Annotated in this window: 10 protein-coding genes; 5 read left to right on the top strand and 5 right to left on the bottom strand. The window is 51.2% G+C overall.

Annotation, left to right across the window (positions count from 1 at the left end; translation table 11 throughout):
* Window positions 1-4: 4 nt before the first annotated feature.
* The 5 genes from LJ046_RS05095 to ezrA form a co-directional block, all read right to left on the bottom strand.
* On the bottom strand, window positions 5-2,644 hold the full coding sequence (locus LJ046_RS05095) for a valine--tRNA ligase (protein ID WP_002879153.1): 2,640 nt from the start codon (window positions 2,642-2,644) through the stop codon (window positions 5-7).
* 262 nt (window positions 2,645-2,906) lie between these two features.
* Window positions 2,907-3,632 (bottom strand): pseudouridine synthase, encoded by a 726-nt coding sequence (locus tag LJ046_RS05090; protein WP_002879155.1) that lies wholly within the window; start codon window positions 3,630-3,632, stop codon window positions 2,907-2,909.
* On the bottom strand, window positions 3,632-4,849 hold the full coding sequence (thiI, locus tag LJ046_RS05085) for a tRNA uracil 4-sulfurtransferase ThiI (protein WP_002879157.1): 1,218 nt from the start codon (window positions 4,847-4,849) through the stop codon (window positions 3,632-3,634). The genes LJ046_RS05090 and thiI overlap by 1 nt, the downstream gene beginning before the upstream one ends.
* A 2-nt stretch (window positions 4,850-4,851) precedes the next feature.
* A complete protein-coding gene (locus LJ046_RS05080) occupies window positions 4,852-6,009 on the bottom strand; it encodes a cysteine desulfurase family protein (protein ID WP_002879158.1) in 1,158 nt (385 codons plus the stop codon).
* A gap of 85 nt (window positions 6,010-6,094) precedes the next feature.
* Window positions 6,095-7,813 carry a septation ring formation regulator EzrA gene (ezrA, locus tag LJ046_RS05075; protein WP_002879159.1) on the bottom strand — a complete coding sequence of 573 codons (1,719 nt, stop codon included), beginning with the start codon at window positions 7,811-7,813 and terminating at the stop codon, window positions 6,095-6,097.
* 296 nt (window positions 7,814-8,109) lie between these two features.
* Between ezrA and rpsD the strand changes: the two genes are divergently transcribed.
* The 5 genes from rpsD (at window position 8,110) to LJ046_RS05050 (ending at window position 13,271) form a co-directional block, all read left to right on the top strand.
* Window positions 8,110-8,721 (top strand): 30S ribosomal protein S4, encoded by a 612-nt coding sequence (gene rpsD, locus LJ046_RS05070; RefSeq protein WP_002879160.1) that lies wholly within the window; start codon window positions 8,110-8,112, stop codon window positions 8,719-8,721.
* 219 nt (window positions 8,722-8,940) lie between these two features.
* Window positions 8,941-9,600 carry an IS607 family transposase gene (locus tag LJ046_RS05065; protein ID WP_072557709.1) on the top strand — a complete coding sequence of 220 codons (660 nt, stop codon included), beginning with the start codon at window positions 8,941-8,943 and terminating at the stop codon, window positions 9,598-9,600.
* Window positions 9,572-11,122: an RNA-guided endonuclease TnpB family protein gene (locus LJ046_RS05060; protein WP_072557708.1), complete on the top strand. Its 1,551-nt coding sequence runs from the start codon at window positions 9,572-9,574 to the stop codon at window positions 11,120-11,122. The genes LJ046_RS05065 and LJ046_RS05060 overlap by 29 nt, the downstream gene beginning before the upstream one ends.
* A gap of 383 nt (window positions 11,123-11,505) precedes the next feature.
* Complete coding sequence (locus LJ046_RS05055) at window positions 11,506-11,970, top strand: YueI family protein (protein ID WP_035176849.1); 465 nt, start codon at window positions 11,506-11,508, stop codon at window positions 11,968-11,970.
* Window positions 11,967-13,271, top strand: coding sequence for a replication-associated recombination protein A (locus LJ046_RS05050; RefSeq protein WP_002880081.1), 1,305 nt, complete (start codon window positions 11,967-11,969; stop codon window positions 13,269-13,271). The genes LJ046_RS05055 and LJ046_RS05050 overlap by 4 nt, the downstream gene beginning before the upstream one ends.
* Window positions 13,272-13,445: the final 174 nt, after the last annotated feature.

The following is a 13,445-nucleotide window of genomic DNA, read 5'->3' as shown; positions in this document are numbered from 1 at the left end:
GTCTTTAACGACTTTCTTTCAATTCCTTGATGCGGTCGCGCACGCCGGCCAGCTGGCTTTCATATTCGGCCAGCTTGCCCTTTTCCTTTTCAACCACGGCAGCTGGCGCGTGGTCAACAAAGCCCTTGTTGGCCAGCTTCTTGCTTGCCCGGTCAACTTCAGCCTCCAGGCGGGCTTCTTCCTTGCCCATCTTGGCGATTTCTTCGTCCAGGTCAACCAGTTCTGACAGTGGAACGAAGATCTGGGCCCCGGCGATCACAGCCGTCTTAGCTAACTTCGGCGCCTTGATCTTGCCGGAAATTTCCAGCTTCTTCGGGTGCAGGAAGTTTTCCACGTATTCCATGTTGTCCCGCAGAATTGCTTCATTCTTTTCGTCATCCAGCTGGATCAAGATGTCGATGGCGCTAGACATTGGAGCGTTCACTTCCATCCGGATGGTCCGGACAGCCTTGATGATTTCGATCAAGAAGGCCATGTCTTCGTCAGCCTTGGCATTGTCAAATTCAGCGTGGGCTTCCGGGTAAGCAGCGGTCATGATGGACTTGCCTTCATGCGGCATGGACAGCCAGAGCTTTTCCGTCACGAATGGCATGATTGGGTGGATCAGGCGGAGAATCTGGTCCAGAATCCAGGTCAAGTTGGCCTGCTTTCTGGCCTTCAGTTCTGCGTCGTCGCCGTAGAGGGCAACCTTGGAGATTTCGATGTACCAGTCACAGAAGTCGTTCCAGATGAAGTTGTACATTTCCCGGCCGGCTTCCCCGAATTGGAATTCGTCAAAGAGGCGGTTAGTTTCCTTAACGGTGTGGTTCAAGCGGTCAAAAATCCAGGCGTCAGCCAGGTCAAACTTGCTGGTATCCGGCTTTTGGGCTGGCTTGGCATCTTCCGGCAGGTTCATGATGACGAAACGGCTGGCATTCCAGAGCTTGTTGATAAAGTTCCAGGCAGCGTCCATCTTGGTGTAGCTGAAGCGGGTGTCCTGGCCAGGCGCGGTCCCGTTCAACAGGAACCAGCGCAAAGCGTCAGCGCCGTACTTGTCGATGACGTCCATTGGGTCGATCCCGTTGCCCAGGGACTTGGACATCTTCCGCCCCTGCTCGTCTCTGATCAAGCCGTGCAAAACGACATTGTCAAATGGCCGCTCGCCGGTGAAGTGCAAGCTTTGGAAGATCATCCGGGAAACCCAGAAGAAGATGATGTCGTAGCCAGTTACCAGGGCGTTGGTTGGGAAGTAGCGCTTGAAGTCAGCTGAGTCTTCATCCGGCCAGCCCAAAGTTGAGAATGGCCAGAGGGCACTGGAGAACCAGGTGTCCAAAACGTCCTGGTCCTGGTCCCAGTTTTCAATGTCTGCTGGTGCTTCTTCACTGACGTACATTTCCCCGGTCTGCTTGTTGTACCAGGCAGGAATCCGGTGGCCCCACCAGAGCTGGCGGGAGATGACCCAGTCGTGGACGTTTTCCATCCACCGCTCCAAAGTGCCTTCAAAGCGGTCAGGAACGAAGTTAACTCTGCCTTCACTCTTTTGGTTTTCCAAAACCTTGTCAGCCAGTGGCTTCATCTTGACGAACCATTGAGTGGACAGGCGGGGTTCAACTTGCACGCCGGAGCGTTCAGAGTGGCCAACTGAGTGAACGATTGGTTCAACCTTGATCAAGTAGCCTTCAGCCTTGAGGTCTTCAACCAGCTGCTTACGGCAGTCAAAGCGGTCCATGCCGGCGTACTTGCCCGCCTTGTCGTTCATGGTCCCGTCATCGTTCATCACGTTGATCCGCGGCAGGTCATGCCGGTTGCCAACTTCAAAGTCGTTCGGGTCGTGGGCGGGAGTGATCTTCACCAAACCGGTCCCGAATTCCGGGTCGACGTGTTGGTCTTCAATGATCGGGATTTCCCGGCCAACCAGCGGCAGAATCAGCTTCTTGCCCACCAGGTCTTTGTAGCGTTCATCCCCTGGGGCAACAGCCACGGCCGTGTCACCAAACATGGTTTCCGGCCGGGTAGTAGCAATTTCCACGCTGCCAGAGCCGTCAGCCAGCGGGTAGTTGATGTGGTAGAAGGCCCCTTGGTCATCCTGGTGGACAACTTCGATGTCAGACAAAGCCGTCCGCAGCTTCGGGTCCCAGTTGATGATATATTCGCCCCGGTAGATCAAGCCTTCATTATAGAGCTGAACGAAAACCCGGCGGACAGCCTTGGACAGGCCCTTGTCAAGAGTGAAGCGTTCCCGGCTGTAGTCCAGGGACAGACCCAGCTTTTGCCACTGGCTCTTGATGATGTTGGCGTATTCGTCCTTCCATTCCCAGACCTTTTCCACGAACTTTTCCCGGCCCAGGTCATAGCGGCTGACCCCTTGTTCACGCAGGCGGGCTTCAACCTTGGCCTGGGTGGCGATGCCGGCGTGGTCCATGCCTGGCAGGTAAAGGGTGTCGTAGCCCTGCATCCGCTTGTAGCGGATCAAGGTGTCTTGAATTGCCGTGTCCCAGGCGTGGCCCAGGTGCAGCTTGCCAGTAACGTTTGGCGGCGGGATAACGATTGAGTAAGGCTTGGCCTTCTTGTCACCGGACGGCTTGAACAAGTCCTCGTCCAGCCATTCTTGATAGCGGCCAGCTTCAACCTCTTGCGGGTTGTATTTTGGTGCTAATTCTGTCATAAATTTCCTCCAAAAAAAAGTCCCAGACAAGTAAATGTCTAGGACGATATATAACCGCGGTACCACCTAAATTGAGCATAATGCTCCGCTTAAACGCGGTAACGGCGCGGGTACCGGACCGGCTTACTCCTAGTTCAGCCGGCCAGCGAATCAAGCTACCAGGCGCCTTCCGGTCTCTCAGCTTAAATGACCTTTCTCTGTCATGAAGCGCCACCTCTTGATCTTGGCTTTGTCACAAAGTATAGCATAATTTTTTCAGCCATTAAAGGGCAACTTGCTTTAAGGCCGCCAGCTCTTCTTCTGTCAAAGGCCGGTAAGAGCCAGGAGCTAAATCAGCCGGCAAAGTCAAAGGCCCCATGCTCAGCCGCTTAAGCTTTAAGACCTTCATCCCCTGGGAGGCAAACATCCGCTTGACCTGGTGGTATTTGCCTTCGGTAATGGTGATCTCGATTTCTGACTGCTCCTGGTCCTGGTCTTGCCGCAAGATCTTCAGCTGGCCCGGCTTTAATTCCGTTCCATCTTTTAAAGTGAGGCCTGCCGCAATTGCCTTGGCCGTTTCTTCGTCGGCTACTCCGGCCAAAAGCGCGTAATAGGTCTTAGGCACATGGTATTCCGGAGCCAGGAGCTGGTGGGCCAATTGGCCGTCATTGGTCAAAAGCAAGAGGCCGGTCGTGTCCTTGTCCAAGCGGCCCACTGGAGCGATTTTTTGATAACGGTCCTGGTCTTTTAGCAGGTCCAGGACGGTCTTTTGCCGGGAGTCTTCTGTTGCCGACAAGACGCCAGCTGGCTTATTGAGCAAAAAGTAGTGGTATTGCTGGTAGACAACTGCCTGGCCATTAACCAGAACTTCCGCATCCTCTTTCACCTTCTGCTTGGCTGACCGGCAGACCTTCCCGTTGACCGTCACCTGGCCGGCCTTAATGATCTCATGAACCTGGGACCTGGAGCCCACCTTCATGTTGGCCAAAAATTTGTCCAGACGCAGCATCAAAGCAGGTCCGCGTCTTCTTCAGCCAGGTCGTCAAGGAAGCTCTGGCCCGGGTAGATCGGAGTAACCTTGACCCCGGCTAAGGCCCGCTCAATCAAGCCGTCAACGTCCAGGCGGCTTTCATATTCCCGTGCCTTGTCGATCTTTGGCTTGGTCTTTGGCCGCGGCGGGGCAAAGATGGTGCAGCAGTCTTCAAATGGCTGGATGGACAGGTCAAAGGTCCCGATTTCTTCGGCCTTGGCGATGATTTCAGTCTTGTCCATGGTGGCAACTGGCCGCAATACTGGAGTGGTCGTCACGTCATTGATGGCTGCCATGGATTCCAAGGTTTGGGAAGCCACCTGGCCAACTGATTCCCCGTTGAAGATGGCCAAAGCGTGCCGCTTTTCCCTGATAATATCGGCCAGACGCAGCATGAAGCGGCGCTGAACAGTCATCAAGTAGCCCTCAGGCAGCTTTTCCTTGATCGTTTCCTGGATTTCAGCAAAAGGTACTTCGATGAAGTTGATCCGGCCGCTGTACTTGGCCAGAATGCTGGTCAGTTCCTTGGCCTTGGCCAGGGCCTTTTCAGAAGTGTATGGCGGTGAGAAGAAGTGAACCATTTCGATATTCACGCCCCGCTTCATGGCCAGGTAGGAAGCTACCGGAGAGTCGATCCCGCCGGACAGCATCATCACTGCCTTGCCGGCCGTGCCAACTGGCATCCCGCCTGCCCCATGCAGAAGCTGGTTGGAGATGTAGGCTCCGTCCTGGCGGATTTCCAAAAGCAGGACCATGTCCGGGTGCTTCATTTCCGCCTGCAGGCCTTCCATGTGGTTATAAAGGTAGTCAGCCACCATTTGGGTCAATTGGTTAGTGTCGTAGATAAACTTGTGGTCGCTTCTTCTGGTATTGACCTTGAAGGTCATGCCGGCCTTGTAAGTTGCCTGCATCAGTTCCAGGGCAGTTTTTTCAATGGCTTCCAGGCTCTTTTCAGTCTTGATGACTGGGGAATATGTCTGGATTCCGAAAACGACCTTTAAGCGGTCATTGACCGGCTCAAAAGGGGTCCCGTTCAAAAGGATGTGCATCCGGTCGTGGTGGGTCTGGATCTTCAGATCCGGGAAGTCGTGCAAAACCTTCTGGACATTGCTGGCAAGACGGTTGATGAAGTCCTTCCGGTTCTTGCCCTTGGTGGACAGTTCGCCGTAGCGAATCATGATTTCTGTGTATTGCAAATTTATTCTCCTAAGTGGTTGATCTTGGCAAAGTGCTGGTAAATCTCGTCAAAAGCCGCGATGAATTCGTCTGCTTCTTCTAAAGTATTGCTTTCGTCAAAGCTAAGCCGGACGGCACTGGTGGCGATCGCGTCTGGCGTCTTCATCGCCACCAAAGTGCTGGCTTCGTCCGCCTTCTTTGAGGCGCAGGCAGAAGTGGTGGAAATGTAGATGTCCTGGTCTTCCAAAGTGTGGACCAGGGTCTCGCCCCGGATCCCCTCTAAAGCAAAGCAGAGGATGTGGGGGGCAAAGTTTGCCTTCAAAGGAGAGAAGATATGGATGCCCGGCTTACCTGCCAAGTACTTGCTGATCTTTTCCTTAATGGCATATTCTCTGTCCGCCTTTTCCTTTTCGTCCGTCAAAAGCAAGCGGGCTGCCTTGGCCATGGCCGCGATGGCTGCCAGGTTTTCCGTCCCGCTTCTCAAGCCCTTCTCCTGGCCGCCGCCTTCACACAAAGGCATCAGCATCCGGCCGCGCTTTTTGTACAAAATGCCGATACCGCGCGGGCCATGGAACTTGTGGGAAGAAAAGCTCATCATGTCGACCCGGGAGGTGAAGACCTGGTCCCAGATCCCTTTGCCCAGAGCCTGTACATTATCAACATGGAAGTGGATGTTCGGGTAGTCTGCCAGGATTTCAGAAATTTCCTTGATCGGCTGGATGGTCCCGATTTCGTTATTGACGCCCATAATGGAGACCAAGGTCGTATCCTTGTCCAAGGCCGCTTTCAAGTCTTCCGGATTAACCCGGCCTTCCTTGTCAACTGGCAGGCGGGTAACCCGGAAGCCCAGGTTTTCCAGTTCGGTAAAAGTATTAGCCACTGAGGCATGCTCAACGGATGAGGTAATGATGTGCTTGCCAAATTCCCGCTTGGCCCAGGCCGTCCCCTTGATGGCCGTGTTGTTGGATTCCGTCCCGCCGGAAGTAAAGTAGATCTCGTCGGTATTTACTCCCAGCAAGTCTGCAACCTGCTTGCGGGAAGCTTCCAGCAGGCCATGGGCCCGGTCACCCAGCTTGTGCAGGCTGGAAGGGTTGCCCCAGATCTTGGTCACCACCTGGCTGTAGGTCTCTAATGCTTCAGGCGCCATCTTGGTCGTGGCACTGTTGTCAAAATAAATCACGCTTCTTGCTCCTTAAAAAAGCGGCCATTTTAATGACCGCTTAATTACAAATGATATTCTATTTTAGTCCAAAATCCGCTTGGCTTCAATCAATAAGTTCTTTTTGCTCTTGATAATAGGCATTTTCAATCCGCTGGTAGCTGCCTGGCTCAGCCCGCTCCACCGCCGTGGCGATCGTGTCCAGGGCATCCTTGTAGTTGTAGTCCCGGTCATACAGCTTCATGGCATTTCTGCGGGCCCGGACGACAGTTTCATTGTCCAGGAACTTGTTGGAATACTGCATGGTCAGTTCAAAAAGATTGGCTGAACTGATAATGTCTTCCGCTTCTCTTTGCAGGCGATCAACGTCATCTGAGATTTGCACCAGTTCTTCAGAGATCTTCTCCATGTTGATCCGGACCTGGTTGAGCTCCCCGCTGGTCTTGCTGATTTCATTAATGACCAGGGTGTACATTTGCAAAAAGCCTTCCGGAATCCCCGGCAGATTCTGCCGGCTGAGGTGGCGGTAAACCAAAGAGACCTGCTGCTTGAATTCCTTGATTGACCGCTGAGCCACTTCTTCCGCCTCATAGAGGCCGTCAACTGCTTCCGACAATTCCTGCTGGCGCTTGCCAATCTCCTGCAGGCGGCCCAGGATCTTGATCCAGTCGTCCTGGACTTCAGAGTAGACGGCCCGGCCGTCAGCGATCCGCTGGCTGGCCCGGATGTAGTCAGAATCCATCTTGTGGACTTCTCTTTCAAGCTCCCGGCTTTCGTCCAGTTCCCCGTGGGTCAGTTCATAGCTTTCGTCGATATGGCGCAGTTTCTTGATCAGCTGCTGGCTGACGGTCTGCTGGTGGGTCAAGAGCCGCTGCAGCTTGTCCTGGTTCTTTTCCACAAAAGGCCGGGCCTTGTATTCTTTCTCCAGGATTCCGTAGAGGGTCTTGATTTCCTTTTCGACCTTCTTCATCCCCTTGCTGGTCTCTTCTAAGTCCAGCTGGGCCAAAGCCGCCAGGGACCGGTCGATCTGGTCGTTGCTTTGCCTGATTTCCAGCATAACGTCCAGGCTGCCGAAGCCGTACTTGGCATCCCGCATTTGCTTATAGCCAGCCGCGATTTCATCCAGCTGGTCAGCAAAAACGGTCTGCAGGTCGTGCTGATCCTCTTTAACTTCTGGCAGCTTGGTCTTTAAGGCCGTGAGGTCCGCCCGGATCTTTGACAAGACCCGCTTAGCCTCGACATGGTCGCCCTGGGCTGACAGGTTCTTGGCCTGGGCAAAATCTTCCTCCATGGCTGACAGGCGGTTTTCGATTTCTTCCAGGGCCACGCTGTAATCAAAGGAATCGGCCAGAATTTCCTTGCGGATTTCCCGGTAGCTCTGCATCAATTCGTCATATTGGGCCTTGTTTTCCCGGTTTGATTCCAAAAGCTGGGTGAAGACGTCGGATGAATTCTTGACATCTTCAGAAACAGAGTCAACCAGTTCTCTGGCCTGCTTAATGCTTTGGTGGGACTTGACCAGGCGGTAGCGGGCATTTTCGTCCGCCCCGTCTTCAATCAAGCGCTGGATTTCCGGAAAAAGCTCAGCCGCCTTCTGGTAGCTCTTCTTCCAGGTATTGAGGGTAGCCAGGCTTTCCCCAGCCAGTTCCATTTGGTCCAGCTTGCCAATCGCCCGCTCCAGGTGCAGGTCTTCCATATTGCCCAGCTCATTATCGAGCTCTTCAATATCGCGCAATTGCCGGCGGTTGATCAAAAGCATGGCCATGACCACTACGATGATCGTGATAATTAAAGTGATGAGTAGTAGAGATTGTGTTGATGACATATCTTTCTCCTCCGAACTAAAGTTAATTATACCAAACTAGCCCCCGAAACATTTCTACTTTGCCAGACTTTCTGCGTTTTTTTCTTGCTTTCCGGGCCTAAAGCCCTTATAATGGTCAACGTGTAAAATATTTGCAGCCGTAAGCGACAAGAACGTCAACATCCCGGGACGTTTAGTGAATGAGTAACCCACGCTGCACGGGCGAAAATGTAAACTCGGGATGCACGAATGTTGAGCTTATATTGTGATTATTTTACTCCAACAATTTTTATTGTTTTTATTGGAGGAATTTTTATATGTCAAGATACACTGGTCCAAGTTGGAAGCGGTCAAGAAGATTGGGTATTTCTTTGTCAGGCACTGGCAAGGAACTTGCTCGTCGTTCATACGTTCCAGGTCAACACGGTCCTAACCACCGCGGCCGTCTTTCAGAATACGGCATGCAATTGCACGAAAAGCAAAAGCTGCGCTGGATGTTCGGTTTGAGCGAACGCCAATTCCGTACTTTGTTTGCCCGCGCTGGTAAGATCCGTGAAGGCCAACACGGTATCAACTTCATGATCTTGCTTGAACGTCGTTTGGACAACGTTGTTTACCGTCTCGGCTTGGCTACTACCCGTGAACAAGCCCGTCAATTGGTAAACCATGGCCACATCACTGTTGATGGCAAGCGCGTTGACATTCCTTCATACGAAGTTAAGGTTGGTCAAACCATTAGCTTGAAGGAAAAGTCAAAGAACCTGCAACAAGTTAAGGACGCTTTGGAAGCTGTTGCTTCACGTCCATCATTTGTTTCATTTGACGAAGACAAGATGGAAGGTCAATTGGTTCGTTTCCCAGAACGTGACGAAATGGAACCAGAAATTGACGAAGCCCTGGTTGTTGAATACTACAACAAGTTGCTGTAATATCAATTCGGCTTCAAAGTCTTTCCCAGTTTTGGGAAAGGCTTTTTTCTTGCCCAAAAAGTTCAGTTATAATATGCTTTAGAGCCAGAAAAAGACAGTATTAATTTTTAGAAAGGTTGTGACTGTTAAAAAGTATTAATTTCATCCAGTACTAAATAGTAATATTTCTTACCAATTCATGATATAATGCCGGTATCAAAAGATTGGAAGGAAGAAACGATGAGCGAATACATGTCCATATCAAAAGCAGCTGAGTATCTTAACGTTGCCAAGTCAACTCTCCGCAATTGGGAAGCTGAAGGACTGATTACGCCGCTTAGAACTGCCTCCAATCAACGTCGCTACACTAAAGAAATGCTAGATGAGGTTCTGCAAGGCAATATGAAAGTAGCTAAGCCTAAGAAGCTGCTGACCATCGGCTATTGCCGGGTTTCTTCTGGCCATCAAAAAGAAGATCTCCAAAGACAGAAGGATGTAGTGTCCAGATATTGTGAAGTCAATGGCTATCAGTTTAAGATCATTCAAGACGTTGGATCTAGTCTCAACTATAAGAAAAAGGGCCTAACAGAGCTGATCAACATGATCTGCAAGAAGCAGTGCGAGCGAGTCGTGGTAAATTATCAAGACCGGCTTGTCCGTTTTGGCTTTGAAATGATTGAGACAATCTGCCAGGCAAATGATGTAGAGCTGGTTGTCATCAATCAGACAGACAACGTTGATCCAAATTCAGAACTTGTAGAAGATGTTTTATCTATAATCACCGTTTTCTCAGCTAAGCTGTATGGAAAGAGGTCGCATCGGAATGCAAGAGTCATCCAAGAAAGCAAAAAGCTCTTCAGTCAAGCAGACAGTGAAAAAGACTCAACCCAAGACAGTTAGAGTCTACTCCAAAAAGTTAAGCGATGAAGAATTTGCCAGAATGTCCGACTTTTTTGAAAGATACGGCAGGTGCCGGCATTTCTTTTTGAACCGCTACTGCGGCATCAATTCGATGCTAGCGGTTAATAACTGGCAGGCTCTGCGCAACCAAGTTCGCAAGTGGGACAAGCCGGTTAAAGGCTCAAAAGGCAAGCTAGAAACAGTCTACAATTTTCAGACCAAGCACTGGGTTGGTGCTCTCCGTGAAGCATCTGCCAACATAAAAAGCATGTGGTCGAATCTGGCGAATCGCTTGAAGAAAGTGATCCAAGGAAATGAAAATCTTTCTGCTGATCAGCGCCACCTTCTGTTCTTTATTTTGAAATTTAAGAGCGCATGGCAAGCCGTTCTTCTTCACAAGCCAATTGATCTGCCGGAAGAATACGCCGAAGCTCTTGCCGAGATTGAAACTAAGCTGAAACACAAACAAATCAAGCAGGCATATAGCTATCTACGCCGAATTACGTATCGCCACCACTACCGGGCACGTAAGTCGGGCAAGCTTGGCTCTAGCATGAATTGTGACTTGAATTGGGCATTTGAAGGAAATACTTTTTCATTCAGTTCAGACGTGCCTAGAAAGCAGTTTTCTGTAGAGATGACCAGCCCGTGGAGTTATCCACGCACCGGCGATATCACAGTGGTGCTTGACCGCATCAAGCAGCGCCTTGAAGTTCATAAGCTGATCTCTAGCAAGCGTTACAGCAATGATTCAAAGAAGGCAATTGGCATTGACAAGGGGCTTGCCACCCTGCTTTCCTGCAGCAGCGGCAATGAATATGGTGAAAACTTCAGCAAGCTTGCCAATGCCATCGTTGACGAATACGGCAAGCGAAACGCAAATCGCCAGCCATATATGAGTTTGCGCTGGCAGCTCAATCAGCAGCTTGAGCAGCTGGAAAAGGCAGACAAGCCTTTGTCTAAGACTGCTTTGAGGAAGAAAAGGAAACTGCTTGGCAAGTTTAAGAATCTGGAGCAGAACAATATCGGCATAAAGTCGTATGACAAGAGCTACCGCTCAGCTCATGAAACTGTCAGAAGCTTTATCAACCATGCGATAAACAGAATGATCGAGACAGAGCATCCGGCGGTCATTGCCAAGGAAGACTTGACGTTCGTAAAAGAAAAAGGCGTCAAATCAGATAACAGCAGATTCGCAAGAAAGATGCGCAAACGCTTGAATTCATGGACTAAGGGCCAACTGGATGAACGTATTGAATATCTTTCAAGCAAGAATTCGATTGAAACTCATGATGTCAACCCAGCATATACTTCTCAGTACTGTCCAATCTGCGGGCAGCATTTTGAGGAAAGATACGGCAGTCATCATGAACTGATCAAATGCAAGAAATGCGGCGAGATGAATGCGAACATCGCCGCAGCCAAAAACATATTGAGTAGATTAACTGACGAAGAAATCACGCTTTACACGCCTTACAAGCGAGTTAAGGAAATTCTTGACAGTCGGATAAAAGAAGCATAAGGCAAGCAATACTACAAAGTTGAAGGCTCTAGCATGTAAGAGCAGTCAGCTTTAACGAACTCAGTTCGGGGTATTAAAATCGCGGCTTGACTGCTTCGAGATGCATCACGATATGCTTGCCTGCTTTTTGCGGGCAAGATGCCTTTCCGACTGCCAGGCTAAAAGTTTCCAGTGGGGCAGATAAAAAGCTATTGGATAATGCCATTTGGCGTTATTTGACAGCCAACCGTACTCACTGACCTTAACTTCAAAAGGTTAAAAATCTGATTTCTTTTGCCAAGTTGAATCTACTCATAGATTTAACTAGAAAGGAATATCAGAAAAACTTACCAATATTGATGTGATTATCAAGATTTAGTAAGTTTTATGATTCGGATCAAGCCATGACTGAAGATTTAACCAAAAGAGTCGAAAACGCCGCGAATGGCATTACTCCGCAGACCAGGCCCGATGAGCGGCGGCGCTTTTTGGGTTCTTTAAGGGAGCGGTTTTTCGTGCGCATGACCATCAAGGACTGTGAAGACGCCAAGTTGACCAAACTCTTCATGGACCACTTTGCCGACTACAAGGGCTACACCATTTTGATCAACGCCAACACCCCCAACCCGACCTTTGTCGGCCAGATTGAAAGCCGGGCCAGCAAGGAGCAGGTTCCCTTCTGCCTGGTCAATGACGAAAGTGCCAGAAAAGGCGATGATGATTCCGCCATCCTGGTCGTCAGCAAGGAGGCCATCAACCGGATGCGGATCGAATTGACCCAGGTCTACGCCCCGCCCCTGCCGGCTGAGAAATTGCCCGCTCCAAAGAAAAAGGGCTTTTTGGCCAGATTCTTCGGGGGCAATAAATGAATCCCTTAGCCTACCGGATGCGGCCCCAGTCCATCGACCAGGTCGTCGGCCAGCAGCACCTGGTCGGTCCTAAGAAGATCATCCGCCGGATGGTTGAGGCCCGGCAGCTCTCGTCCATGATCCTGTACGGCCCGCCCGGCATTGGCAAGACCAGCATCGCCAGCGCGATTGCTGGCAGCAGCAAGTATGCCTTCCGCCAGCTCAACGCGGCGACTGACGGGCAAAAGGAACTCTCCCAGGTCGCCGCTGAAGGCAAGATGAGCGGGACGGTCGTTCTGCTGCTGGATGAAATTCACCGGCTCAACAAGGTCAAGCAGGACTTTCTTTTGCCGCTGCTTGAATCCGGCCAAGTGATTATGATCGGGGCAACCACGGAAAATCCCTACCTGGCCATCTCCCCGGCCATCCGGTCCCGCTGCCAGATTTTTGAACTGAAGCCGTTGACTGAGGAAGAGATCCTGACGGCTGTTGACCGGGCCCTAACCGATGAAGAAAGAGGTCTGGGCAAGTACCATGCCAAGCTGACGAAAGAAGCAGGAGAATTTTTGGCGCAAAAGGGCAACGGAGACCTGCGGGCCACTTTAAATAGCCTGGAGCTGGCAGTCCTGTCGACCAAGCAGGAACTGGAAGCTGAGGGCAAAGATGCCTTCTCCTTCACGGTCACCCTGGATGACATGGCGGATTCCTTGCAAATGAAGATCCAGAACTTTGACGCTGACGGGGACGGCCACTACGACCTCTTATCCGCCTTTCAAAAGTCCATCCGGGGCTCAGATACTGACGCGGGCCTGCACTACCTGGGCCGGCTGCTAGAATCAGGTGACCTGGTCTCAATCTGCCGCCGCCTCAGCGTGATTGCCTACGAAGACATCGGCCTGGCCAATCCCCCGGCCTGTGAGCGGGCTATTTTGGCCGTACAGGCGGCCCAGCAGCTGGGCCTGCCGGAAGCCCGGATCCCCCTGGCCAACGCTGTTATCGAGCTCTGCTTGTCTCCTAAGAGCAATTCTGCGATGACGGCCATTGACGCGGCTTTAGCCGACATCCGCCAAAGCAATGTCGGCCAGATTCCCGACCAGTTGAAAGACGCCCACTACAAGGGGGCCAGCAAGCTGGGCCACGGGAATGGCTACCTCTACCCCCACGACTATCCGGGCGACTGGGTGGCCCAGGCTTATCTGCCTGACCGCATGCAAGGCAAGCAGTATTTTGCCCCTAAGGGCGAGAGCAAATTTGAAGCGGCTTTTAAGAGCCAGTACCAGCGCCTGCATGACCTGCAGAAAGCAGGCCTTAAGGATAAATGAAAGCGCTACAATTTCGCTTGACAAAGGCTGCTGGGTTCTATATCATAATAAGTGATCTGAGTTGATCGTCAGAAAGCTTATTTGTAATTAGTTGACCGATCAAACTTAAGGACGTGGTGGCCTGTCAGTAACTACTGAATCGGAATGCTGCTCACGCAGAATCCATATTCACTG

The organism is Lactobacillus delbrueckii subsp. jakobsenii ZN7a-9 = DSM 26046, assembly GCF_001888925.1.
In the GTDB taxonomy this organism is placed as follows: Bacteria; Bacillota; Bacilli; order Lactobacillales; family Lactobacillaceae; genus Lactobacillus; species Lactobacillus delbrueckii.
Note: the sequence above shows the minus strand (reverse complement) of the source record. Positions and strands in the feature narration are given on the sequence as shown.